The organism is Gilvimarinus gilvus, assembly GCF_030518155.1.
Taxonomy (GTDB): Bacteria; Pseudomonadota; Gammaproteobacteria; order Pseudomonadales; family Cellvibrionaceae; genus Gilvimarinus; species Gilvimarinus gilvus.
In genome coordinates, this window is sequence record NZ_JAULRU010000823.1 from 60,587 (window position 1) to 85,411 (window position 24,825).

A 24,825-nucleotide genomic window follows, 5' to 3' on the forward strand; every position below is an offset into this window, starting at 1 on the left:
ATATCAGAGTCACAGTTACGGCTCTTGGTGACACCTGAGCTTGCTGATCACTGAGCTGTTGACTCAGCTCTAGCTTCGCCTGCTGTAGGCGGCGCTGCCGTTGTTTGATGCGGGCCTTGAGTCGCACGATTAACCCCTTCTACGAATGAATGTATGTTTTCGCGTGTGTGCGGGAACGACATCCAGTACGCGGTTCTGCGCAAATACCACTGTAACACTGCAAAACAGATAACTTGCACTACAGTGAAAGTGGCCATGGCCGCAAACACCTGCTGACTCAATGAGTAGGCGAGCCAACCGAGAGTAGTGGAGAACCCGAGCCAGGCAAAAACTAAAACAGGCAATGACAACAACCACGCCGCAATCAACTTTGGAACAGAGTGAACTGTTTGACGTGCTTCCAAACCTACGATCGCAGAAAACTCTTGCAGTAAAGCAATAACTGTTTTGCCAATCACCGCATAGTCGCCGCCGAAAGGCGCAGCCTCTGCGGCCGCGCCCTGCTCGGCTGAAGCTTGCTCTTGCTGTTCAGTGGTCATTATGACCCCTTGCGTGAGCTCAACATACGAGACACCAACCAGCCAGCGGCAAAAGCCACGCCGACAGCAACGACAGGCTTCTCTCTGACGACACTTTCCGCTTTTTGCCCGTAGTCAGTCGCTTTCGCTCTGCCTTCGTCAAGTGCTTCGCGCGCCGTAGCCTTTCCTGCCTCAGACAAAGATCCAAACGCCTGGTACACACTGTTTGACGCCTCTTTAATTTGATTGATCGCTTCTACCACTTCTGCATTATCGGATACTGAATTCGACTTTTTTGCCGTTTGAGTAGCCATAAGTTTTCTCCTTTCCTGTTAAATTAATTGAGCCTTTTATGGGCGACGACGCCCAAAAATGATCGACAGTACAAAAAGTACTAGAAACACGAAGAACAAGATTTGTGCAATGCCTGTGGCCGCACCGGCAATACCGCCAAAACCAAGCACAGCAGCGATTAACGCTATTATGAAAAATAAAATTGCATAACCTAGCATGTCATTCTCCTTTAGTGGGTTCACAGTTATACCTTCAAACTTCGTGCCATCTCTAATTGCGCTGTTTTTAGCGGTTCTGAGAAGATTATTCGCTAATTTTTTGTATAAGCTGCAAATTGTTTACGCTCTTACAAGGATCGCGCCGAGTTGCGGCTCTTTAGAACTCTCTCCCAGCCCCCTAGTAGATTTAGTTGCGCTGCGAGTATTCGACAGCACATCAACAACGGAATAGCCAACAACATTCCTACGGCACCCCACAGCCAACCCCAGAAGAACATCCACAGCACAACAAACAGTGGATTAACGTTAAAGCGCTGCCCCAGGCAGGTAGGTGTTATAAATTGGCACTCAAGAAAATTGAGAATCAAAAAGGCACCTGGCACAATTAGAGCCTCCTGAATATTGTAGAACTCAATATAACCAACCCCTGTCAAGATTACCGTTAACAACATAGGTCCAATGTAAGGCGCAAAATTTAGCATTGTCGCCAGCGCTCCCCACAACAATGCATCGCGCACGCCCAATGCGTATAGAACGGCCGCAGTACATATACCTAAAAGAATGTTAATGAGTGAAATCACTAGAACATACCGGGACACATCGTTTTGAATTGCGCTAAATACTGAGACTATTGTTTTCTTCTTAGACATGGTTTTCTGAAAGCTGACCGTATTTCTAACCAGATCCTCACCAAAGGATAAAAAGAAATAGGTAATGACAACAATGGCACCTAGCTGTATCGCAAATATCACAGTCGTCTCAGCGAGCAGTGCAATGAGGCTATCTACCGAGGCATCTACGGCGCCCCCCATAGCGCCAGAAGCACTATCAGTTTCTGCCGTTGCACCACCCCTGATAGCGGCCAGCGGCTCTGCCACACCATTTACTTCGGATTTCAAGCGGTGAAGTATGTACGGAACTGTCTGTAGCCAGCGACTGGCCGGCTCCACAAGCAAGTTAATAACATAGGTTACCAAGGTGAGTAGGGCGCCAATTACCAACACCGAACCTATGGGTTTAGGCACCTTTACGAGCTGAAGGCCTTTTACTAATGGACTGCAGAAAAGTGCGACGAAACCCGCGACAAATACCGGCACAAGAAGGGATTTAGCGAAATATACGGTATACACAATGGCAAAAAACATTAGAACGTTAATTGCATAGCGCGCGTCACTTCTATCTACCGTTGAAATCCACGCCGTCTTCACTTTGCTGGTCATTGATGTATCCATTTTTGAGTTAAAGAAAGTGTGCCTCAGGCTTGATACCCGAACATCCATTTGTCGAAAGCGATTTTCATACCAATAGTATGAACGCCACCTAATACGCACTTGCTATGCCCCAATAGCTGAATCTACTTATAGCTTTTACAGTCCAATTGAAAAATTTTCAGAATAATCGCTATTTTGAGCACAATCTTTGAGTGGTAAATCCGCTACAGGCCGCGCGACACCGGAAACTATGATTGTTGGCACAATTCCAGCTACGCACCCACCGTATTGGTTTTAACATTTAAGGAGAAACCCTATGAAGCTTCCAACCAAAAAGACGTTACTCGCAACAACATCGGCCGCCTTCGTAACGGCCTCAATGGCAGCTCCTTCGGTACTGGCGGAGGAGCAACAGTACGAGAAGAAACGTACAGCCGAACAATATTGGTCGGAGTTCAAACAGGATGCAGAACAGAACTGGGACACAACAAAAGTGGCATTCCGCGACGGCTGGGTAGAAGGAAAGTTGGAAACGGCTATCGTCATGAATGAACACTTAAACCCTTTCCAGATTGACCTTAAAGTCGACGGTAACGTTGCTACGCTAAGTGGCGACGTCTCCAGCGCTATCGAACGCGAGCTTGCAAGCAACATTGCGCTCGGCATTGAAGGTATTGATGAAGTCAACAACAAGCTCAAGGTTGTAGACGACATCAAACCCGAAGCGAAAGAAGAAGGTCGCGACTTTGCTCAGTACGTGGAGGACCTAAGTACCACCGCCGCCATTAAAACAGAGCTGGTAAGTTCATCGAACATCAGTGGTCTCGATATCAATGTTGACACCTTCCGCGATGAAGTCACTCTGGAAGGTACAGTAGATTCAGAGGCAGAGAAAGAGCTAGTGGAAGCGATCGTGAAAAAACGCGAAGGCGTTGCTTCGGTCGATAACCAGCTGCAGGTTCAGTCATAAACCTCGCGTTGCGTCGGTTTATCTGCCACCACTGATTGCGAAACAGGAGACATTTTTAGTATGAAAAGTACAGCGTTTATTCACGACCTACAAACCCGAAAACAGCAAGCCAAGCAACACATGATGCGCGGCGCAGTCACAGAAGACTACACCAGCGATAGAGAAGTCATTGTTAAAATGCTCAACGAGGCGCTGGCAACCGAACTGATTTGCGTGTTGCGCTACAAAGTACACCATTACACAGCCAACGGACGCGGTGCTCGCGATGCTGCCGCGGAGTTTCTGGAGCACGCACAAGAGGAACAAATACACGCCGACAAACTTGCCGAGCGTATTTCACAACTCGGGGCAGAGCCTGAAATGAACCCAGCTGTTCTCACTGAGCGTGCACACAGCGAGTACCACAGCGGTGGCGACACCGTCGAAATGCTAAAAGAAGACCTGGTCGCCGAGCGTATAGCCATTAGCAGCTATCGTGAAATGATCCAGTTTATTGGCGATAAGGACCCAACCACTCGCCGGCTTCTTGAGGACCTGCTGGCTCAAGAGGAGGAGCATGCCGACGATTTGGTTGAGCTTTTAGAGCATATCGATGCTCAATAGCACTCGCGCGCGAGGCGCCCAGTGGCCACTGTGAGCTAGCAGGCTGCTGAAAAACCCCATGCATGCTCAGCGTAGCCTGAAGCGTGCAGATGTTGTGTCTTGTCTCGACGGACAGGATGGTTCCCTTTGCTAGAGGCAAGGCGCAGCAGATGTGCGTTTCAGGCCACGCCCTGCGGGGCTTTCAACAGCTTGCCAGGTCACTGGCTGGCGGCGGCGTCTTTCGCGTCATTGATAGCCTGAACCAGAAACTTAGGCTGATCAGTTCCCAATCTAACGCTGGCACCACTGCTCAGCGCTAGCTCCACGCCAAGCATTCCAGACACATTATAAATCCAGCCTGTACCATAGGCATGAATGCCAATGCCCATCCACCACGGGTTCTTAACAGCGCGGCAAGCATCGATATCGGACAGGGGTAATCGCTTCCTTATTAACCCTGGACCAAAGTACCAGACAATTTCCTGTTCATTAACCGCAATAGTCATTGAACTAAAGACAATACCCACACCCGTAAAAACCAGCCCTAGCGCGATAAGAACAGCACCCGGTATCACAGCGCCTGCATCGCGCAGAGCCATTATAATTGCCAGCACCATGGGTAAAATGACGAGCACCACCAACCCCCATTGCCGATGACAATAAGTCTGATAACCACCGGCACGCCACACCAGAGATTCCGCTGGCACTTCAAATACTGCCGCCAATGCTCGCACCGTCTCTTGTGAGCCTGTGCCTGCGGCCTCCAGCCTTTGTACGGTGCGCAAGCCAAGGCCCGCCGCCTCGGCCAACTGCTCTTGCGACCACATACGCTCGGCACGCATCCTTTTAACCACTGTGGATTTAACTTTCATATCTTTCGCTTGCATGTTCGGATCTCCGTTCGCTTGATTTACCCCAAGCTAAGCGAAGATGCATAAATTGCGTTACGCCAATCACCCGCCAGCTTTACGCCAACGCCCTAAATAGCTGATTTTATTTTATTTTTCTTGAAAAACAAGGTACACGCATACCTACGTAATAAGCGCTTAAGGTCTTACTAAAGCCTACCGTCTCCGCACTCAAAATAAAGTAAAACTCAATAACTGTCGGGCTCACCCGCAAAGCACTTCGCGTGCACAGCCTGTCGCTCCCATTGAGCTTCCCGCTTAATGAAAATATGCGCATCCGGAGCCTTTGTAATATCGTCATCCAGGCAGCCCGCAGGCAACATCACCAAACCCGATTCATCCAGTACCATAGGGACTGGCGAACCACACTGCGAGCAGAAACAACGCACATGTAGACTGTTCGGTACCTGATAGAATACCCGTAGCGACTCCCCCGCCAACCAGTGTATATCCGCACTTGCCACGAAAAGATTAGCGGCCGCTGCCGAACCACTGCCCTTTTTACAATAGATGCAGTGGCACAAATAAAAGCTTTGTATATCGCCGGTAATTACAAACTTAACGTCACCACACAAACAGCTGCCTTTCATTTATACCTCTTTCACAATGATTTGTATTCGGGAATATGCCTCTTTTCGAGCCCGCCCATCAGCTTAGCAAGCGATCACATCAGCAACCTCCAAAAGCAAATTGAATGGCGGCACCTTTCCCCCATGCATCGGGCCTGCTACGCTCTCTGGCTTATGTGACGTAACCGGCCGGAGCTAAATAGTATGACATTGTTACTGCTTTACATTACCTTGGCGCTCGGGGTTTCATTTCTCTGTTCTGTGGCTGAAGCTGTTCTCTTAAGTGTGACCTCGGCTTATTCATCACTGCTGGAGCAAAGCGGCAAGCGCTCCGGAAGTCTCCTGGCCTCACTCACCCGGGATGTAGAACGCCCCCTGGCAGCAATACTCACCCTCAACACAATTGCTCATACCATAGGCGCCGCAGGCGCTGGCGCACAAGCGACTGTAGTATTTGGCAGTGCCTATCTCGGCTTATTCTCGGCAATACTCACATTGCTCATTCTGGTACTTTCAGAAATCATCCCGAAGACGCTGGGTGCCTACTACTGGCGTACATTGGCACCGGCTACCGCTTATAGCTTGCACTACCTTATCAAAGTGTTATCGCCTTTTATTCGACTTTCCGAATTACTCACTAAACTGATAACGCGCGGCGAGCGCAGTGGCTCAGGCCTGAATCGACAGGAGCTGGCGATAGCGGCCGACATTAGTAGTGCCGAGGGGCATTTGGACGAAAACGAGAGCGAAGTCGTAAAGAACCTTTTGTCACTACGCCATACCACCATCCGTGAGGCCATGACGCCACGCACAGTGCTTTTCACCGAGGATGCCGACAGTACGATCGGCGAAGCTTTTAGTCGCCACAACACCATGCCATTTTCCCGTATCCCTATATACGAACGAGAAAGCGATAATATCAGCGGAGTTGTGCTTCTAAACGATTTACTTCTGGCTCAGGCAAGGGGGGAGACACACCATAAAGTTGGTCAATATAAGCGCGAATTACCGGCGCTTCTCGATGCCATGCCGCTAACTCAAGCACTCGAGGAGTTTTTACGACAAAAAACTCATATGATTTTAGTCGTCACCGAATTTGGCGACATTCAGGGTGTGATTACGCTCGAAGACGTACTTGAAACCTTGCTGGGCCGGGAAATTGTGGATGAGAGCGATAAGGCCCGAGATATGCAGGAGCTTGCACGCCGTCACTGGCAAAGACAAGCGCGCCGAGCACAACAACAAAATGGGCATATAGAAAACGCCAGCGAATAAGCAGGCAATCAAATAAATGTATCTTTGATTGCCTCATAACTGTCGGTTTCAGCAGGCACAAAAACGCATTTGTACTAGCAGGCCGTTGAAAAACCCCTAGCGCACCCAGGCTTTCAGGCTACGCTGAGCATGCATGAGGTTTTTCAACAGCGTGTTAGTTAGAGACGCCTTTATTTTCAGCTTCTAAGGCTTTTAGGTAATCAATACTCTGAGGAATTTGCTCCATAACCCGTGAAGATTCATCCTCCAGAAACATATAGTGAATACCCTGTAGCTTCGCCTCCTTTACCGCACTAGCAATCCCAACATCACCAGCACCAAGTACGACATTAGTTTCGACATCGGCGTGCCCAGTAGATGAGTTTGGCGTCCCTTTTTCACGATCTTTAAGGTGCAAAGACGTAAAAATTCCTGGGTATTTCTGTAACAGCTCAACCGGCTCTACACCAGCGTGCTTAATCCAGTACACATCCATCTGGAATTTCGCATGTTTTGTATGTTGGACCATATAATCAAATACAGTGCCATCTTGATAAGGCAAAAATTCGTATCCGTGAGCATGGTATTGCAACGTAATACCGTTCTCCTCCAACAATTTGCCTGCGCTATTTAACACTGCTACTGCCTCTTTAGCATCCTCAATGGAAAATGGGCGATTTTCACCATGTGGAATCCAGTAGAAAGTAGCGTAATCGGCCGAAAAATATTTGGCTTTGTAGACAGCCGCAATTGGGTTATCCCTTAACTCCGCATAGTTTGTATCAACACTGACAATTTTTAGCTGATTTTTGGCAAGTTCCGCCTTGTACTCATCCAACGGCATACCATTTAGCATGCTACCACCTTCAACGGCGTGCAGCCCCCAATCGCTAATCTGGGAAAATGCCAATGGCATATCCTCTTCCATTTGGTGGCGTAAGCTGTACAACTGCAAGCCATACTCATGAGCGAAGACGGGCATGCTGCTGAGAGACCCCGCACAAATGGCGGCACATACAATTGTGTTTATTATTTTATTCATAGCTACCTCGAACAATGATTGACAATTTTATTTGCACAACGAATATACGCCAATTTCAAAATGGTTAATTCAACTTTGACAATATATTTACTCTTGTTAACAAATTATGAGTGAATTACCGATTGAGCACTGTCGTCAACTCGATCAAATTGAGGCCGTTATGGCTGGCTAAAAAACCTACTGTGAACCTCTCTTAGGGTTTCAATGTCCGGCGCATAGCTCATAGATTGCTCGGCTCTTGCCATAGCTGTTCTCGCCATGGCGCCAGCGGATTGGTTAAACTGATCGCCATAGACGCTCAAGGCAGCAAGGGATTTTTGTACACGAATCTGAACTTCGATTAAGCCCGCACCATCGCGTGCAATGGGCGAAAAGAAATCCACGAAAAGTTCGTTAACATCGATACGAGGAACCCATACATAGGGGTAGGGAACATCTACATCACTAACGTCATCCGGCGTAACGCGCCACTTGCTAATAAGACGAACACCACGGCCAAGAATCTCAATAGCTGTGCCGGGATCATTAATGCCCGGTGAAAGAGCGCGCGAAGCAATTTCGGCCATGACTAACAAACCAAAGCGCGGGTCCTGATCAAACGAGCGTGTATCACCTATAGTGATCGCGTTTTGTAGTTTGGCGCATTCTTCCTGATTGCAACTTTTACTGGCGTAAAGTATTGGCCGCTGATCGTGCACAAAACTGCCCGGCAGACAAACCACATAGAGCTTTACTTCGTGTTCCTTCGCCCAACTGTTCAACGCCTGTATGTCAATATGCTGTATATAGCCAATTTCTGTGGCGGTGATGGCGTAAGCGCCCTTCGGAACATCCGCTAATCGGTCGAGCCGATTTGCATCGAGCCATGGGTGCTTGCCGCGCCGCACGATTGCGGAGCAGGCCGCCACTTCTACCTGTTCCGCAATTTCGCTGACGCGGCTTAAACGGGCCAAATGATTAATCCAAAGCAGTATGGTGCCAACAATGAGCACCACCACAGCAATGGTTACGATAAACAAAACAATGCGCCCCTGCTCGCCATAGAGCCCACTACTGAGCGCAATAATTCCCACCAGAGAGAATACAAATGAACCGACAAACGTCGCCAGTGCATTTTGTGTGGTTGAATCCTCCATCATCAGGCGAGTTGCCCGCGGCGTTAGATTATTGGCCGCCGCACTATGGGCAGATACCATAACGCTTAAGGAGAAAGTCGTTACAGCCAGCATGCTAGAGGCAAGAATTGAAAGAATCTTGTCGACCGCTTCAGCGCCGATCAAACCAGAGAATGAGGCGGGTATTACACCTTTCAATGCAATCGCAACCAAAGCGGTCAATACAGCTAAAATGGCGAACGCTAAAGTCCGCATCCATAGCGCGCGACTTAATTGCAATAACTTCCAGCCCAACTTTGTAAGCATCTGCGCTTTATCCTGTATTGTTTAACGGTTCCATTTCCACGCCTGTCAATTATCACAGGCGCCGCAAAAAATCTTTAATATCGCGCCGGGATGTTAAATGATATACCTCTTTAACTGACTTAACCTCAGATATCATTTGGCGGTACTTAGGCGTCAGCTTTTTATGGCATATCCAAAGGACTTTGTAACTACTCAAGGTGCCTTTAATAATGGGGCTACCATCAGGCCATCCCTCAGGATTAACATACCACCCTTTAAGCAGGCGCTTCGTGATCCACCAACCATGCTGGCATATAGGAAGGTCCACATATATCAGTGTATCGGCCGCAGCAAAGCGCTCCCATGCCGATGCCACGCAGCCAAACCCGTCAATTACCCACCTGTCTTGCTTAAGTAAGTCTGAGTGGTTTTTGAGATAATCTGCATGGGGAACCTCTGCCCCGCCGCTCTGGTACTTCATTTTGTCAAGCGAGCGCAACGGCAGCCCCTTAGCGTCAGCCAGCGCTTTGGCAAGGGTCGACTTACCTCCACCCGCATTGCCAAATATTGCCACCTTTTTCATATTGAACTCCTATAGTTTCGTCAAACCCAAGAAGCAAATACGAAAAACCCGCCTCTCGGGCGGGTTTGAAATACTCAATACATATCAAAACCCACCAACCCTAAGGGATGATGGTAATAATTTTAGAGGTTCTACGTTCTGAGTATTGAGTCATAGCCAAATCATTGCCCATACCGTACGGGATGTCAACTTGGTCTGCAGTACGGGCACGTCCCAGCGGGTGACTTGGCAACGTACCAGTCTCGGCTAGCAGACACTACCGATAGATCCCTTGAAAATAAACGAATTATATTTGAACCTTCCAGAGGTTGGCCTCGACTACCTAGGAAACACCACTTTGAATCTTAGGAGAACGACCATGTATAAGCACTTAACCTTTTCCGCACTTACTCTGGCTTCACTTTCGGCTGCCGCCGACGACACTTTTTATATTCGCGACTTCGATAGTGTTATTTCGCAGGCGCGCGTGATGAACCCTTACAGCCCCTAGGTTCTCGGTGACTACGAAGCCCGATTTATTGGCAGCACCACCCCCCCAGAAAACAGTGGACATTCGACTGCGCACAAAACTGGGATACTACAGTTCAGGCCAGAACCACAACATAGAAGTAACACGCGCCGTTGCAGCGGAAAGCTGTTTGAATATGGCAAACCAATTGCGCCTGAGCGGCAACAAAACATTAGCACTAAAGCTTACTATTCCTTCGGTAGGTGAAGTCAATCAAGAAACAGGTGCACTCGAATACTTGATCTACCATCATGACAACGTTAACTCTGCTCAGCATATGGGCTTTAAGTGTGAGCTGGCTTTACCACCAGGTGCGGTCACGCAATTTGATGGGAACCCTAGCTGGACACCACAAGAACCAAGCCAGCCTACCCGCCGATAATAAGTTCGACAGACGTCACTTGCCGTCGCACGCTGCAAGTGGCGTTATTACGCTACCGAAAAACATCAGAAATAGAATTAAATATTCTGGCAATTTTTTCCCTCCTTCTACAGGGCCGAAAATTAACACAATAGCCTGAAAAATCTACCGTTTCGCAATAATCCAGACAGCGTGAACAATGCCCGGAATATAACCACACAGTGTCAGCAGTATGTTCAACCAGAACTGCAGGCCTATACCGACCTGCAGAAAAACGCCAACGGGTGGAAGTAAGATTGACAGTACAACTCGTATTGCATCCATTACAGTATCCTCTGTTGTTTAAAATCTGCGATAAGCTATAGGCTTAGGTTAAATTACGCAGCTTGCCCTTCGTGCTTTCCTTCGCCAAGCTCCTCCAGAATTTTTGCGTTGAACTGTTCCAAATCTTCGGGACTACGACTCGTCACAAGGCCGCTGTCTACGACAACCGGGCGATCGTACCACCGGGCCCCAGCATTGACTAAGTCGTCTTTCACCGACGGGTAGGAAGTAACTTTTCGATTTCGAACAACACCAGCACTGATTAATAGCCAGGGAGCATGACATATGGCCGCCACAGGCTTGCGCTGCTGGAAGAAATCCCTGGTAAACTCGAGCGCCATCGGATTAGTGCGCAACGAATCAGGGTTAAACACACCTCCGGGTAAAACAAGCATATCGTAGTCATCACTATTGGCGTCCTCAAGCGTCTTATCTACCGTGTACTCTTGCCCCCAATTTGTCTTTGCCCAGGCAGTGATTTGCCAGCCATTGGGAGACACAATATCGACATTTACCTCGGCCGACACCAACGCTTCTCTAGGCGATGACAACTCAGACTCCTCAAAACCACCAGCTGCAAGGATGGCAACATTTTTACCTTTCAACGAAGTAGACATAGAAAACCTCCTAGTCGTTACTAAACATGTTACCTGTACTACCAGCAAAATATGGGCCGAAGATTTCGACGTCAAGTGGCGGGTAGAGTCTTGATTTTTGAAGATTCCACTGCATAAATTGCAATACATTGTGGGCTTTACATTAATCGATAGGAGTTAACGCTGACTTTCAAGGAGTCTCAAACCGAACATCGACGACTCACAATAACCTGTGAGGACATAACGGCTCTGGATAGACCAGCAAGTGGCGCGCGTGGGATTTAATAGTAATAGCAGCGCACAAGGGCTGCCGGAGTATCGACATTAATAAGAGCCCTAAGTAAAAGTAAATTCGGGGATCTTAGCCAAAGTTCCTGGTTGGGGAGGATGCACTAAAAGTGCATCCTTTAGGTTCCGCTGAGCATGCATGGGGTTTTTCAACAGCCTGTTAATTGAACTGGTACGGATTATCTGCCGTCACGCTCATTTCCTGAGCTCGCGACGCCTGCACACTATAATCGCTATTTTGTACCGAAGTTACAAACTCCCAGCGGGCAATAATGCGCTCGTGGGTAATATCCAAAGTTAGCAGTCCACGGTCCGCGCTATTAAGATACTTGAGCCCCTCCACCAAATTGACTATACCGGCTTCGGTTTGCGCGTAAGCATCGGCCGGTATAGCCAGGTACTCTTCCAACCCCGGCGAACTCACCGATGAGGTGGCTAATTCTACAGCGGCGGGGTTGCCTTCGGCGTCGGCAATTTCACTGGCCCATGCGTTGTGAGTATCCCCGGCTAACACCACTAATCGGGCATTTGCCTGGCGGGCCATGGCCAATACTTGTTCGCGTGCATAGCCGTAGCCGTCCCAGGCATCCAGGTTATACGGAATACTGGGCGCTTGCAGCAAGGCAACAACCTGGGGCGTAAGACGCTCTTGATTCGCCTGTAAGTAAAGCAGCTCATCGCTAGTCAGGCTCGGATCGCCTTGCTCTGCGCGAGCGGCTAATAAAGCCAGAGCACCCAGCTCGGCGTAATCCGGTATACTCAACTGTTGAGTGGCAATAGCGAAGGGCAAGTCCATGCGCCCCATTAATACCTGCTGGCCCAGCATCTGCCAGGTTGCACTTGATGTTGTCAACGCTGCCGCCAGCCAGTCACGCTGCTGCGCGCCCAACAGCTCGCGCGCCGGATCGTTAATATCGGCAAACAGACCGGCAAAGTCGAATGCACCTGTCTGTGCATTAAAGTAACTCGCGGTATTTAAGGGTTTAGCGCGCGCTTCGTTGCGGGTATCGAGCATCAATAAGTTAACGAGATTGCCCCATTCGAACTGACGATAAATGCTTGATGGCATAGCCAGACTGTCACTGTCGATAGCCCCTTCCGAGCGAATAGGCAACCATTCAAAATAAGCACGCAATGCTGCCAACTTACGCTCGGCAAAATCACCCTCGCTTGCGTCGTGATTTTCTGCGCCGTCGATGTAGGTGTCGTTGGCTATTTCGTGGTCATCCCACACCACCAAAAATGGTGCAGAGGCATGCGCCCTTTGCAAATCAGGATCTGTGCGGTACTGAGCATAGCGGGCACGGTAATCATCCAGCGATAGTATTTCGTGGGCAGGCAGTACTTCCCTGTTCATTTGCGCTGCCGCATCCGAAGCGTAGCCATTGCGACCATACTCGTAAATATAGTCGCCCAAATGCAGGACTAAATCTATATTCTTATTGGCAACCTCGTTGTATACATGAAAAAACCCCGCTGGGTAATTCGAGCAAGATACCACGGCCAATGACAGCTGCTCCGCGCTGTTATCAGGCATGGTTCTTGTGCGCCCAGTGGTAGAGACGGCATTGGCCGTTTTATATCGATAGTAATAGTGCGAGTCCGGCGTCAGGCCCCGTACATCCACCTTAATGGTAAAGTCACGCGCAATATGCGCCTCGCCCGAACCCCCGGCAATAATATTGTTAAACTCTTGATCATCGGCAACCTCCCAACTCACCCGTACTGCCTCTGCACTAGCATCAGAAGGCGTGACCCGCGCCCATAAAATGACGCTGTCGGCCACTGGATCACCTGAAGCTACACCGTGGGCGAAGCTGCCCATTCCCAAGTTTTCGTTGTCATCGCTGCCGGCGCAACCTGCCAGTACCGATGTCACATACACACCACCAAGGCCCATTAGACCGTTGCGGATAAAACCCCGCCTGGATACATCTGGCATACATCACCCCAAAGCTTTAGCAAATAAACAATTATTGCCGGCGTTGGTGACATAGGTGTGACAGACTTCGCCTTAAAACTAGCGGCATTCAGAAAGAGGGAAGGGGGGTTAGCAGAATGAAGAAAAGGGCGTAACTCATCACCCGCAGCTGTGCAACTGATCTAACACCTTGTTACACTAGCTTTTTTGCATACAATTTCTACTATGCGGCACGACGAACACTGGTCTTCACCAATCATTGAAAATACACTAACACATAATATTTATCTGCTAAGGCCGCACAGTAAAACACAGCTGGGAGAAAATATATGCGAAGCATCAACAAATTTTCAGCATTGAAAACCGCCATTGCCAATGGTGACAAAACATCAGTCAAAGATTTATTGGCCCAAGAACCCATTGTAGAGCTCGAAAAATCTTACCTCGTAGACCTCGCCGAATTGAACGGCAACGAAGAAATTATCGAGCTACTGAAAGACGCACCGATTAAAAGGTAAGACAACCGCGACGAATGGACTTATTTTACTGTCCGTATCCAGCAGCGATGTCAAATTTAGACTGGCTACACTAAACACGGAAGCCAGGCATTGAAGCTTAGAGCCTCAGCCGGAAAACAATATTCACAATTCAAGACTTGACCATCATATTTCTATGAACTCTTTCATTCCTTCGATATTGTCTTCTTCCCGATCAAAATAGTAACGTCCTTCATCAGCTCGACATTCAGCTATCAGGTGACCGAAAAAGTCATTTTCGAATAACTCTTTAGCTTTTTCACTTACGCCGACAACTCTTCGCATACTATCAAGAGCTTTAGCTTCATTCGACTTCCAGACCCCGAACAGACCACTCTGTTTGGTAAAATTAACCAAGCACCCAGTCAATAGAATTGAAAAACCCAAAAATATTATTTTCACTTGGAACATTGGCAGTTCTAACGCCGCGCTCTGCGGAAATTTAGGAGCTCTAGCGAGTAAATTTTTCCCAGCAGCGCTTGTTATATTTTCCCCGGTTATACTCTTGTGGATCAAGAAGGCCATTCCTGCGAAAATGCCTTTGTTAAATGCTGAATAACCAGCTTTATTCTTTCAACATTACGTAGATCAGGGTGTGTTAACAACCATAAGTTACTGGGTTTATTCACCTGAACGCCAAATAGCCTTGTTAATTCTGGTCGAAGTTGGTCGTCAGGCAAAAAAGCCAGGCCCTGGCCTGACTCTGCAAAGTAAGACATCGCGGTCAGATCATCACAGCGTGTTATCACTTGATCAGCAAAGTGTTTATCCAGCCAAACGAAAGCTGGAAGATTGCGCATTGCTCCTGTAGCACCAATTAAAGAATGATTTATCAACTCACCCTTATCGTTAGGCAAACCAAATTTATCTGCATATCTTTTGCTGCCAAACACACTCCAATTAAGGGTACTTACCTGTCTTCCAACCAAGTGTTCCGGCGGTGAAGATGTTGCTCTCACCGCAATATCAGCTTGACGATTCGACATATTCAATTCTTGATTACTCACCAATAACTCGATGTGTATCTCCGGATAAAGGCTATTAAATTCGGAGATATAGCGTGGCAAATAGCGATAAGCAATATTGTTGGGTGCGGTGATCTTCACGATACCCTTGGGTTGAAAATCCTTGCCAACAATGTAGCGATCTATGGTATCAAAAGAATTTTCGATATTTTGTGCGAGGTCAAGTAGTTCGTATCCCAATGTTGTCAATTCATAGCGGTTATTGATACGTTCAAATAGCTGCCCACCGATTTCTGCCTCAAAGGCATTCAAGCGTCGGAAAATGGTCGTGTGATTAACGTCGAGATCATTGGCCGCCCCAGATAAAGATCCACGACGAGCAATCGACAGAAACACTTTCAATGAATTCCAATCCATACAGCATCCCGTGCATTGCAATTATGCAATATTATTTTGCATATTTTGCTAATTTACCACCAATAACGCAAGGCGCATACTCTACAGCACTTACTTAAACGGAGATAACCACCATGAACCGCTTACTCAATCCAGATACCGGCGCATTTATCGTAAGAGTTTCCCTCGGCACCGTACTCCTAGCACACAGTCTCTACCTGAAACTGGTCGTGTTTACCTTGCCTGGCACTGCACAATTTTTTGGCTCAATCGGATTACCGGAAATACTAGCTTATATTGTCTTTCTTGTTGAAGCGATCGCTGGTGTGGCCCTTCTAGTGGGTTTCAATACAAGGATTTTTTCTGCACTCGCTATACCCGTTTTACTTGGCGCGACCTGGGCACACTCATCCAATGGATGGTTGTTCACTAACGCTGGAGGGGGTTGGGAATACCCACTACTGCTCACCTTCATTGCAGTCTCACAGATCGGCCTAGGCGATGGGAAGTACGCAATTAGTCATTACTTTTTATCAAAACAATCACAGCTCAGCTAATTGGAAAACCATGCTATGAAACAACAAAATTTCCATCTCATAACCCACGCCTTATGTCCATACGTGCAACGCTCAATTATCACTTTGGAAGAAAAGAGTATTGCCTATACCAGAACCGATATTGATCTTGCCAATAAGCCGACCTGGTTTAAACAAAAATCACCGATGGGAAGGGTTCCTGTTCTACTAGTTGATGAAAACCGCGCACTGTTTGAATCGGCGGTCATTTGCGAGTATTTAGATGAAGTGACATCCGGTTCTTTACACCCCACTGATATATTGGAGAAAGCGTATCACAGAGCGTGGATAGAGTTTGGCTCCGGCATACTGCAAAGTATCGCCAGCCTGTACAACGCAAAAAACAGCGCGAGCTTCCATAGAATTCATACTGAAATACACGGTAAATTCCGGATTATTGAAGGGAAAATTTCTGGCATCCCATTTTTTACAGGTGAACAGTTTCATTTGATAGACGCTGTGTATGGCCCCATTTTTCGGTATTTTGATGTATTCGACAGCTTCACTGATTTGAATACTTTTACCAATTTACCTAAGTGTCAGTGGTGGCGTAGCGCATTGAGACAACGGAAATCTGTTCAGCAGGCGGTTGCAGAAAATTACCCGGCTCTTTTAGTCCAATTTTTAAAAAATAGAGATAGTTATACATCACAGCTTATTCTGACAGAGGGCATGTAGTTGCCAGAAAAATAATCGTGGTAGAACGCCCCATTACTGAAACGCCCCCACACAGATCCGGACGTGCGGAATTACCGCACCCGGCTCCTCATTAATATCATTGCCCGCGTAAATCACAAGCTCTCTCATCATACCAGTCCACGATGACGCGCGGCTTGCGCACTCGCATTGACCGGAAACCAAAGTGGTTAAGCATACTTTTCATACCATTCCATGTAAAACTCCTTCTCTGACTACGTCTGTTGAGCCATTTGTAAAGACCATCAAGGATACAATCAAAGACTCTACCTACACTACGGCTATTGCCACTGAGTGCGAAGTAGCTTCGAAAGCCCTGCACCTTAGTTTAATTTTCCGTTTCAATAATCTTTAACTAAACCAATAGACTTCGAGCATTATATTATAAAATTTGAACAACTCTGGCCCTATTGACCCCCTACAATAAACGACATCGAGATTACAGCGCCGCCAAATATGAGTGGCAGCTTTGCAACATATACCGACTGAAGTGAACTTTCTCCAGAGAAAACACCCAAGAATATCACGCCAAAAATATTGTAAGCTTGACACTCATCGGAACCTTCACGCCTTAAATAAGGACGCACGTTAGTGCGTCTCGGCCGTAGTAGCGGTACTTGGCCTTGTGAGGGCTTATGGTGTATAGTCGTACGGAAATTCCGTACAAGAGGAAGCCCGTATGGACACAATTAGCGTAAACAAGTTTAGAGACAACCTGAAAAGTGTTGTAGAACAAGTGGTTAGTCGACATGAGCCCCTCAAGGTAACCAGACGGGCGGGCGAGGCATTTGTGGTCATTAGTGCCGACGACTGGGAGCGAGAGCAAGAAACTCTTTATGTGCTCCAGAACAAGAATCTCATGCAGCAGATTGCCAACTCCCTTGAATCCCATGCCCGTGGCCAAGGCTATAAGCCGATTGACGAACAACTGAATGAAATCACTGATATTTGAGGGTAATACATGGGAGGAGTATGAGGCTCTGCGCGAAAAGGACAAGCAGCTCCACAAGACCTTGCGGAAATTGCTCAAAGAAATACTCCGCTCCGACGACCCGTCTTCTGGCTTGGGAAAACCTGAGCCGCTGAAGCATAACCTTTCAGGTCTCTGGTCAAAACGAATTTCGCAAAAAGATCGCTTAGTATATCGCTTCGATGATAATTCCATTTATATCTTCGCGATTGGTGGACACTACGATCAGCCCTAACGAGTCTGCAGAATTGCAGTTTTCTTAAACCGGTAATTCGTTGGCGATTTTGATTGTAGTGAAGCTCATCATTTGAACATGTCTGCTTAACATAATCTCGCTCATCAACACTTTACACAAGGCGAGTATGAATAAGGCTGCGGATCAACTCACAGCTCCGTAATTCGCTAACTTCTCAATATTATGAGCTGAGCAATACAGTTGACAGAGCCTGCCCCAGACGCGGCTAACTCTCTCGCCAAACCGCCAATGTGAACTATGCCGCCAGCGGTCAAACGCAATGCCCCCACAAAGCGGAACTGTCGCCAAAATTGACTATACTGATCGGGTACGGGTAGCGAAAACACCGTACCCTTCGCTACCATGAACAGATGCCTGCGCGGCCAACAACAATACAGTGCCCGAAGATAAGGAGCCTCGCGAATGCAACCCGAAACCCGACGCAGACTGTCTGGCATGGGCGCAGTGCCGCTCGCCATCACTGCGCTAGCGCTCACCGTTAGTCTGGTCAGCGCAACGGTCTTTCGCGGACCAACGCTCGTGGCGCCCTCTATCCATGAGCTTGTCGAAGCGCTGAGCGGCGCGGCGGCCTTGACGGTCATGCTACTGCTGCTCGCCAACCCATCCATTGACAGGCCCATAAAGCATTGCCTAGCCGCTGGCTTCGGCCTTATGGGGTTATTGGATTTGCTACACGCCGTCGCGGCACCCGGGTATGCCGACAACTGGCTGCATGTTGTGTCCGCTTTGTTTGGCGGCATCTGTCTCGCCTCCCTTTGGCTCAGCCACAACCCGCGGGTCATGCAAGGCCTGCTGGTAACGGCTGTGGCTGGCTCGTCAGCTTGCGCATTGAGTTATCTGCTGGCGCCGGACAAGAGTGCAGTCCTTTTAATCGAGTCGTTAGGGTTACTGCTGCCGCGGGCATTCAGCCTTCTGGCCGGCTGCGGCTTTGCCTTGGCTGGCGCATTTTTCTATGTCACGCAACGCCCGTTGGAGCGCCAGGCAAGCTTTCGGGCCCTGGCGCTCGTGCTGCTCGCCGTGGCCAGCCTGTCCTACGCGCTGAGCACAAGCTGGCAACTAACCTGGTGGTGGAGTCACGCACTTCGCTGGACCGCCTATCTGTTAATGATTGCGTCTCTTTGTATCGGCAAAAGCCTCATCCAACGCCCCGACTTCGTCAACCTATCTGCGCTGCCAGAAAGGATAGCCGCACGAACCTTGAGCGTCTACCTAATGTCCGGCGTGATTATGACCCTTGGTTTAATCGTTATAGTGGGCTGGTTTTTCAACGCCACCGTCGTCGTGCAACTTCACCCGGCATTGGTTCCCATGCAGTTCAACACCGCGGTTGGTTTTCTCACCACAGGTCTGGGGCTATTGTTATTGGCCCAGCACCGCCTCACAAGCGCGACTGTGCTAGGGTTATTGGTGATGCTGCTAGGGTTACTGACGCTCGTCCAGTACCTGGCGGGGCTGAACCTCGGCCTTGATCAACTCCTTTGGACCCATCATGTCGTGACCAACACCTCGCACCCCGGGCGCATGGCACCCAACTCGGCGCTGTGTTTTGTATTGAGCGGTACGGCCATCGCTCTTTTGGGCCAGTCACGACTCAACTTAAGGCTTCGCGAGCTGTGTGGACAGTTAATCGGCGTCTTATTGGGGGCATTGGCAGCCACAGCGCTACTGGGCTACCTGATTCAGGCAAAAGGCGGTTATGGCTGGGGCGAATACACCCATATGGCTGGCCACACTGCGGCGGGCTTCTTGTTGACCGCCACGTGTCTTACACGCCTGTCCACCAGGTTGTCCTCAGGCGCCAGCGGCGCCGTTCCTCTTTGGGTGCCCGGAGCTCTATTTTTAATCGTACTGATTGCGGATGCCTTCACACCTATGGGTATTGCCGCCGGCGTTGGCTATATTCCGCTGGTATTTTGCTGCCTATGGTACAGGAAACGAAGCGCACCACTTGTTTTTGCGGTTCTGTCCACAGCCTTAATCGTTCTCGGTTACTTTCTTTCCCAAGACGGCATCGCGCCCGTGGAAAACTCACTGGTCAATCGCACCGTATCAGTCGTTGCGGTATGGATTACAGCGACCATTGTTTATCTGTATTTCAAAGTGACCGAACAACTGGTGATCACCCGCGACCGACTCAGGCTCGCTATTGAAGGTGCCTCACTGGGCACTTGGGACTGGGACGTCAGCACCGGTCAGGTGGTTTTTTCCGAGCGCTGGTGCGAAATGGTCGGTTATCGGCGCGAAGAGCTAGCTCAAGACTTTTCCACCTGGACAAAGTTAGTGCACCCTGATGATATCGACGCCGCCACACAAACCGTTACTGATTATATTCAGGGCAACAGGGAGCTCTACGAATCGATCTTCCGGATGCAACACAAAGACGGAAACTGGCGCTGGATTCGCTCCCTAGGCAAGATATTTGAACGCGACTCCGAGGGCAACCCACTGCGCCTGTCCGGCGTTCACGAAGATATCACCGACCGCTTGCTCGCCGAGCAGAGGCTTCTCCTGTTGCAGAGCGCTGTGGATAATTCCCAAACTTGTGTTCTGATAACCACGGCCGACATCTATGAGCCCAAAATCGTCTACGCCAATGAGGGCACCCTCGCACTCAGCGGCTATTTACCCGAGGAAGTGATCGGGAGAAACCCTTCATTTTTGCAACAGGGCCCTGAGTCCACTCCAGATCAATCCGAGGCCCGAGAGGCCATCAAGCAGGCGCTGCAAAACGAACAGATATTCCACGGTGAGCTGACCAATTTCAAAAAAAACGGTGAAGAGTATCAGATCAACATTACCATTTTCCCGGTTCGGGACAACAACGGCACTATTACAAACCTGGGCTCAATTGCCTACGACATTACCGAACAGAAGCTGGCCAAAAAAAACCTGGAACAAGAACAGCTGCGATTCCGGGCTGCTATGGAGCACTCGCCTATCGGGATGGCACTGGTTGCACCGGACGGCTCTTGGCTCAAAGTCAACCAGTCTTTGTGCGACATTGTCGGCTATTCGCAAGAGGAGTTGATGGCCTCAGACTTTCAAACCATTACCCACCCGGACGATCTCGATTTAGACCTTGAGCATGTTAGGAATGTGTTGTCGGGGAAACTATCGACCTATGAAATGGAGAAGCGATACATTACCAAGCTTGGCGAGGTGGTTTGGGTTTTGCTCTCAGTATCACTGGTGCGTCATGAAGACGGCAGTCCAAGACACTTTATTTCACAGATTCAAAACATTCAGGCACGCAAAGAGCAAGAAGCCCAAATAAAAGCCTACCTGGAAGCGCTCGAAAAAAGCAACCGGCAACTGGACGATTTCGCCTACATCGCCTCACACGATTTAAAGGAGCCTCTTCGCGGAATCAACAACCACTCTCAGTCACTGCTGCGCAACTACGCCTCCTCGCTGGATGAGCGCGGCGAGCACAAACTCAATAGACTTGTCGCTCTAACAGGTAAAATGGAATCTCTGATTAACGACCTCCTATTTTATTCCAGGCTCAACAAAAACAAAGATACGTCTGAATTAATTGATACAAGGGAGTTGGCACGCGAAGAGATTGTGCTTTTGGAGAAGTACATAGCCGACCACAACGCCGAACTGATAGTCGCAGAAAACTTGCCTCGCCTTAAGCACAATCGAAGCAGGCTAGGCATCATTTTCAGAAATTTAATAGTCAACGGCATTAAGTACAATGACAACAACAGGAAGATAATTACAATATCCTTTGATGAAACATTTTCCGGTCAGGAAGGAGAGTGCAGCAATGTGTTTCACATTCGCGACAACGGCATTGGCATTGGCAGCGAGTTTCACAACAGTATTTTCAGAATGTTCAAACGCCTTAACAGTGAGAAGGCCTACGGCATGGGAACGGGCGCCGGACTAACGTTTGTCAATAAGATCATCAGCCAGGACGGCGGCAAAATATGGCTGGACTCCACTCCCGGAGAGGGAACCACATTTCACTTTTATTTACACGGAGAAGACAGTGAGAAGAATTAGCCAATCGCAACGTATCATGGTGGTCGAAGACAGTGATGACGACTATGACATCATGATGGAGGCTTTCTCCATTTACAACAACGTCAAGAACCCTGTCGTCAGATTTGAGGACGGCAAAGAGGCACTGCGGTATCTCAACGACCTATCTGAAGCCAAAGAACAATCCAAGGATCACTTCCCGGGAATTATACTGCTAGATCTTAACCTTCCCGGAATAGACGGAAGAGAAGTCCTGCGGCAAGTAAAATCCAACGAAAGACTCAGAAAAATACCCGTCGTCATTCTGACAACGTCCCAGGACGAACGGGATATTGAAGACTGCTACGCTATTGGCGCCAACACTTATATCCAGAAGCCCGTGGACCTGGACAAGTTCTTTGAAGCGATCAAACAGCTCAACGAATATTGGTTCGAGATTGCCATACTACCTAAGGAGTAAGCGATGAAAGCGAGTCTCAAAGTTCTCGTGGTCGATGACAGCGAAGACGACCGGGAGCAATACCGCGAGAGACTGACCGAAGACGAACAGCGAAGCTGGCTTATTACCGAGGCGGAAGATGGCCGTACGGCTATTGACCTGGTTAAAAACCGCTCTTTCGATTGCATCCTGCTCGACTATTCGCTACCCGGCCGTGATGGCTTAGAGATTTTGAAACGCCTTCGCGAAAGTAATATCAAGGTGCCGATTATTATGCTGACCGGCCAGGGTAACGAAAAAATTGCGGTTGAGGCCATGAAGTTGGGAGCGCAAGACTATCTTCCTAAAAGCAATATTGACACGGCAATCATCACCGGCAGTATCGTACAGGCCATCGAGCGCAAGAGCGAAGAAATAGAGCTGTTCAGAAGGGCAAATTACGACCACCTAACTGGTCTCGCCAGCCGATCGCTACTGGACGACCGGTTACTTCGAGCGGTAGACCTTTGTACTCGAAACAAAAGCGCGTTCGCCCTTATCTACTTGGACTTGGACAGATTCAAGCAAGTCAATGATACCTATGGACATGACTGTGGTGATGAACTTTTAATAGAGGCGGCCAGGCGACTGCAAAACACCGTTCGCGCAGCCGACAAAGCCATGTACGAGTGTAAACGCAACACAACTCTTAAATTTATGTTGTTCGAATAATACAAATTTTTATTTAATATCTAGCAAGGCTGTTGAAAAACCCCAAGCGTACTCAGACTTTCAGGCTGACTCGTAATCTAGGCGGCCGTTTGAAGGTGTGTGTCCACCCATCGAAAAAGGGCAACGACGAGTACGTGCCAGTCTGAAAGCCCCGGAGGGCGTGGCCTGAAGCGCACATCTGCTGCGCCTTGCTTCTAGCAAAGGTAACCACCCTGTCCGTCGAGACAAGACACTACATCTGTACGCATCAGGCTACGCTGAGCATGCATGGGGTTTTTCAACAGCCTGCTAGTCACGGGCCTTATAAAGTCCGGCCTGAACTCACCGAAGAAAAGTACTCAATGTATAACAACAAAGGCATCGTCTCATAAGCGACTGAGCCAAGTGAATGGAATGAGAAAGTCTGATGTCAGACGTCTGACGACGGACGCAATAGAAAAATAAAAACTGGAGGACTGACGGTGAACGGTGAACGGTGAACGGTGAACGGTGAACGGAAAAAGCATATAAAAAAGGCGAGCCAAAGCTCGCCTTTCAATACACAACCGAAGGTTAAAACCTACCCCTTCGCGCGCTCTTCCAATATCGCTACCGCTGGCAATTGCTTACCTTCTACAAACTCAAGGAAAGCACCACCGCCGGTGGATACATAACTTACTTGATCCGCCAAATTCCACTTATCGATAGCCGCCAAAGTATCACCACCACCGGCTACCGAGAAGGCGTCGCTTTCGGCAATCGCGCGGGAAATAACTTCGGTACCTTTGGCAAAGGCATCGTATTCAAACACGCCGCAGGGGCCATTCCACAAAACGGTTTTGGCGTTTTTGATAATCTCGGCAACGCGGGCCGCGGTTTCCGGGCCGTAGTCGATAATTTCTTCGTCAGCCTGAATATCGCTGGCCGCTTTCACTTCGGTTTTACTGTCGTGACTCCAGTCACTGAAACCGTCTTTGGTGGTGCGCACATCGGTAGCAAAAACCACTTCAGTGGTGTCACGCAAACGCTGCGCTTCAGGCATCAGGTCTTTCTCGTACAGAGAGTTACCCACTTCGTTACCGGCCGAGGCAACAAACGTGTTGGAAATACCGCCGCCCACCACCAAAATGTCAGCAATTTTTGACAGGGCATCGAGCACGCTCAGCTTGGTCGATACTTTAGAGCCACCGACAATCGCTACCAGTGGCCGAGCTGGGTTATCCAAAGCCTTACCGAGAGCATCTAATTCACCGGCCAGTAAGGGGCCTGCGCAGGCAATAGGTGCAAACTTAGCAACACCGTGGGTCGAGGCCTGCGCGCGGTGCGCGGTACCGAAGGCGTCCATTACGAAGATGTCGCACAGAGCCGCCATTTTTTTCGCCAGCGCATCGTCGTTGGCTTTCTCGCCCGCGTTAAACCGTACGTTTTCCAGCAGCACAACATCGGCGTCACCCATATCGACACCGTCCACCCAGTCTTTTACCAGAGCGACATCGCGCCCCAACTTTTTGCTGAGCTCTGCGGCGACAGGGGCAAGTGAAGCGGCTTCGTCATAGGTGCCCTCTTCCGGGCGACCCAGATGAGACATCAGCAGTACTTTGGCACCGCCATCCAAGGCTTTTTGAATAGTCGGCAGCGAGGCGTCGATACGCACTGTGCTGGTGATTTTGCCGTCATCCAAAGGGACGTTCAGATCCTGACGGATCAATACGCGCTTGCCTGAAAGGTCCTGATCAGTCATCAGTTTTACGTTCATGTGTCGCTC

General features: G+C 49.0%; 28 protein-coding genes. 13 read left to right on the plus strand and 15 right to left on the minus strand.

The features are described from left to right. Positions 1–47: 47 nt before the first annotated feature. From QWI17_RS21885 to QWI17_RS21900, 4 genes are all read right to left on the minus strand, one after another. On the minus strand, positions 48–539 hold the full coding sequence (locus QWI17_RS21885) for a hypothetical protein (RefSeq protein WP_302724664.1): 492 nt from the start codon (positions 537–539) through the stop codon (positions 48–50). Further along, positions 539–832 carry a hypothetical protein gene (locus tag QWI17_RS21890; RefSeq protein ID WP_302724665.1) on the minus strand — a complete coding sequence of 98 codons (294 nt, stop codon included), beginning with the start codon at positions 830–832 and terminating at the stop codon, positions 539–541. Before QWI17_RS21890 ends, QWI17_RS21885 begins: the two co-directional genes overlap by 1 nt. Before the next feature lie 36 nt (positions 833–868). Continuing rightward, entirely contained in the window at positions 869–1,030 is a 162-nt protein-coding gene (locus tag QWI17_RS21895) for a DUF1328 domain-containing protein (RefSeq protein ID WP_302724666.1), read from the minus strand. A 128-nt stretch (positions 1,031–1,158) separates the two neighbouring features. Next, positions 1,159–2,250: an AI-2E family transporter gene (locus QWI17_RS21900; RefSeq protein WP_302724667.1), complete on the minus strand. Its 1,092-nt coding sequence runs from the start codon at positions 2,248–2,250 to the stop codon at positions 1,159–1,161. 307 nt (positions 2,251–2,557) lie between these two features. On the opposite strand from QWI17_RS21900, the gene QWI17_RS21905 reads away from it, so the two are divergent. Together QWI17_RS21905 and QWI17_RS21910 are read left to right on the plus strand one after the other, a co-directional pair. After that, on the plus strand, positions 2,558–3,211 hold the full coding sequence (locus tag QWI17_RS21905) for a BON domain-containing protein (protein WP_302724668.1): 654 nt from the start codon (positions 2,558–2,560) through the stop codon (positions 3,209–3,211). Between the two features lie 60 nt (positions 3,212–3,271). Beyond that, a complete protein-coding gene (locus QWI17_RS21910; RefSeq protein WP_302724669.1) occupies positions 3,272–3,814 on the plus strand; it encodes a ferritin-like domain-containing protein in 543 nt (180 codons plus the stop codon). Positions 3,815–4,011: 197 nt separating this feature from the next. Here QWI17_RS21910 and QWI17_RS21915 read toward each other — a convergent pair whose 3' ends face one another. Together QWI17_RS21915 and QWI17_RS21920 are read right to left on the minus strand one after the other, a co-directional pair. Beyond that, positions 4,012–4,680 (minus strand): helix-turn-helix transcriptional regulator, encoded by a 669-nt coding sequence (locus QWI17_RS21915; RefSeq protein WP_302724670.1) that lies wholly within the window; start codon positions 4,678–4,680, stop codon positions 4,012–4,014. Between the two features lie 209 nt (positions 4,681–4,889). Continuing rightward, positions 4,890–5,291: a GFA family protein gene (locus QWI17_RS21920; RefSeq protein WP_302724671.1), complete on the minus strand. Its 402-nt coding sequence runs from the start codon at positions 5,289–5,291 to the stop codon at positions 4,890–4,892. A 183-nt stretch (positions 5,292–5,474) separates the two neighbouring features. On the opposite strand from QWI17_RS21920, the gene QWI17_RS21925 reads away from it, so the two are divergent. Further along, on the plus strand, positions 5,475–6,545 hold the full coding sequence (locus tag QWI17_RS21925; RefSeq protein WP_302724672.1) for a CNNM domain-containing protein: 1,071 nt from the start codon (positions 5,475–5,477) through the stop codon (positions 6,543–6,545). 154 nt (positions 6,546–6,699) lie between these two features. Here the strand turns inward: QWI17_RS21925 and QWI17_RS21930 are convergent, their stop codons facing one another. The 3 genes from QWI17_RS21930 to QWI17_RS21940 all read right to left on the minus strand — a co-directional run bounded on the left by QWI17_RS21930 (position 6,700) and on the right by QWI17_RS21940 (position 9,549). Further along, positions 6,700–7,566, minus strand: a complete 867-nt coding sequence (locus QWI17_RS21930) for a sugar phosphate isomerase/epimerase family protein (protein ID WP_302724673.1) — start codon at positions 7,564–7,566, stop codon at positions 6,700–6,702. A gap of 158 nt (positions 7,567–7,724) precedes the next feature. Then, on the minus strand, positions 7,725–8,987 hold the full coding sequence (locus tag QWI17_RS21935) for a DUF2254 domain-containing protein (protein ID WP_302724674.1): 1,263 nt from the start codon (positions 8,985–8,987) through the stop codon (positions 7,725–7,727). A gap of 52 nt (positions 8,988–9,039) precedes the next feature. Beyond that, the gene (locus tag QWI17_RS21940; protein ID WP_302724675.1) at positions 9,040–9,549 is read right to left on the minus strand and encodes a P-loop NTPase family protein; all 510 of its coding nucleotides are present in this window, start codon (positions 9,547–9,549) and stop codon (positions 9,040–9,042) included. A 358-nt stretch (positions 9,550–9,907) separates the two neighbouring features. Between QWI17_RS21940 and QWI17_RS21945 the strand changes: the two genes are divergently transcribed. Together QWI17_RS21945 and QWI17_RS21950 are read left to right on the plus strand one after the other, a co-directional pair. After that, on the plus strand, positions 9,908–10,039 hold the full coding sequence (locus QWI17_RS21945) for a hypothetical protein (protein WP_302724676.1): 132 nt from the start codon (positions 9,908–9,910) through the stop codon (positions 10,037–10,039). A 7-nt stretch (positions 10,040–10,046) separates the two neighbouring features. Further along, entirely contained in the window at positions 10,047–10,439 is a 393-nt protein-coding gene (locus tag QWI17_RS21950) for a hypothetical protein (RefSeq protein WP_302724677.1), read from the plus strand. 144 nt (positions 10,440–10,583) lie between these two features. Here the strand turns inward: QWI17_RS21950 and QWI17_RS21955 are convergent, their stop codons facing one another. From QWI17_RS21955 to QWI17_RS21965, 3 genes are all read right to left on the minus strand, one after another. Continuing rightward, positions 10,584–10,742, minus strand: coding sequence for a YqaE/Pmp3 family membrane protein (locus QWI17_RS21955; RefSeq protein ID WP_302724678.1), 159 nt, complete (start codon positions 10,740–10,742; stop codon positions 10,584–10,586). 53 nt (positions 10,743–10,795) lie between these two features. Next, on the minus strand, positions 10,796–11,359 hold the full coding sequence (locus QWI17_RS21960; protein WP_302724679.1) for a type 1 glutamine amidotransferase domain-containing protein: 564 nt from the start codon (positions 11,357–11,359) through the stop codon (positions 10,796–10,798). Between the two features lie 427 nt (positions 11,360–11,786). After that, entirely contained in the window at positions 11,787–13,568 is a 1,782-nt protein-coding gene (locus tag QWI17_RS21965; protein ID WP_302724680.1) for an alkaline phosphatase D family protein, read from the minus strand. A gap of 308 nt (positions 13,569–13,876) precedes the next feature. Between QWI17_RS21965 and QWI17_RS21970 the strand changes: the two genes are divergently transcribed. Next, the gene (locus tag QWI17_RS21970; RefSeq protein WP_302724681.1) at positions 13,877–14,065 is read left to right on the plus strand and encodes a hypothetical protein; all 189 of its coding nucleotides are present in this window, start codon (positions 13,877–13,879) and stop codon (positions 14,063–14,065) included. A gap of 144 nt (positions 14,066–14,209) precedes the next feature. Here the strand turns inward: QWI17_RS21970 and QWI17_RS21975 are convergent, their stop codons facing one another. Together QWI17_RS21975 and QWI17_RS21980 are read right to left on the minus strand one after the other, a co-directional pair. Then, a complete protein-coding gene (locus QWI17_RS21975; protein WP_302724682.1) occupies positions 14,210–14,608 on the minus strand; it encodes a hypothetical protein in 399 nt (132 codons plus the stop codon). Further along, a complete protein-coding gene (locus QWI17_RS21980; protein WP_302724683.1) occupies positions 14,596–15,465 on the minus strand; it encodes a LysR family transcriptional regulator in 870 nt (289 codons plus the stop codon). The genes QWI17_RS21975 and QWI17_RS21980 overlap by 13 nt, the downstream gene beginning before the upstream one ends. A 113-nt stretch (positions 15,466–15,578) precedes the next feature. Between QWI17_RS21980 and QWI17_RS21985 the strand changes: the two genes are divergently transcribed. The 7 genes from QWI17_RS21985 (at position 15,579) to QWI17_RS22015 (ending at position 23,081) form a co-directional block, all read left to right on the plus strand. Next, positions 15,579–16,001 (plus strand): DoxX family protein, encoded by a 423-nt coding sequence (locus QWI17_RS21985; RefSeq protein ID WP_302724684.1) that lies wholly within the window; start codon positions 15,579–15,581, stop codon positions 15,999–16,001. Positions 16,002–16,016: 15 nt separating this feature from the next. Further along, positions 16,017–16,697, plus strand: coding sequence for a glutathione S-transferase family protein (locus tag QWI17_RS21990; RefSeq protein ID WP_302724685.1), 681 nt, complete (start codon positions 16,017–16,019; stop codon positions 16,695–16,697). A 697-nt stretch (positions 16,698–17,394) separates the two neighbouring features. After that, positions 17,395–17,667, plus strand: a complete 273-nt coding sequence (locus tag QWI17_RS21995; RefSeq protein ID WP_302724686.1) for a type II toxin-antitoxin system Phd/YefM family antitoxin — start codon at positions 17,395–17,397, stop codon at positions 17,665–17,667. Beyond that, complete coding sequence (locus QWI17_RS22000; RefSeq protein ID WP_302724687.1) at positions 17,648–17,920, plus strand: Txe/YoeB family addiction module toxin; 273 nt, start codon at positions 17,648–17,650, stop codon at positions 17,918–17,920. Before QWI17_RS21995 ends, QWI17_RS22000 begins: the two co-directional genes overlap by 20 nt. Before the next feature lie 423 nt (positions 17,921–18,343). Further along, positions 18,344–21,952, plus strand: a complete 3,609-nt coding sequence (locus tag QWI17_RS22005; protein WP_302724688.1) for a PAS domain S-box protein — start codon at positions 18,344–18,346, stop codon at positions 21,950–21,952. A 16-nt stretch (positions 21,953–21,968) separates the two neighbouring features. Next, entirely contained in the window at positions 21,969–22,391 is a 423-nt protein-coding gene (locus tag QWI17_RS22010; protein WP_302724689.1) for a response regulator, read from the plus strand. A 3-nt stretch (positions 22,392–22,394) separates the two neighbouring features. Continuing rightward, on the plus strand, positions 22,395–23,081 hold the full coding sequence (locus QWI17_RS22015) for a response regulator (RefSeq protein ID WP_302724690.1): 687 nt from the start codon (positions 22,395–22,397) through the stop codon (positions 23,079–23,081). 559 nt (positions 23,082–23,640) lie between these two features. Here QWI17_RS22015 and QWI17_RS22020 read toward each other — a convergent pair. Further along, positions 23,641–24,816, minus strand: a complete 1,176-nt coding sequence (locus tag QWI17_RS22020; protein ID WP_302724691.1) for a phosphoglycerate kinase — start codon at positions 24,814–24,816, stop codon at positions 23,641–23,643. Positions 24,817–24,825 lie beyond the last annotated feature (9 nt).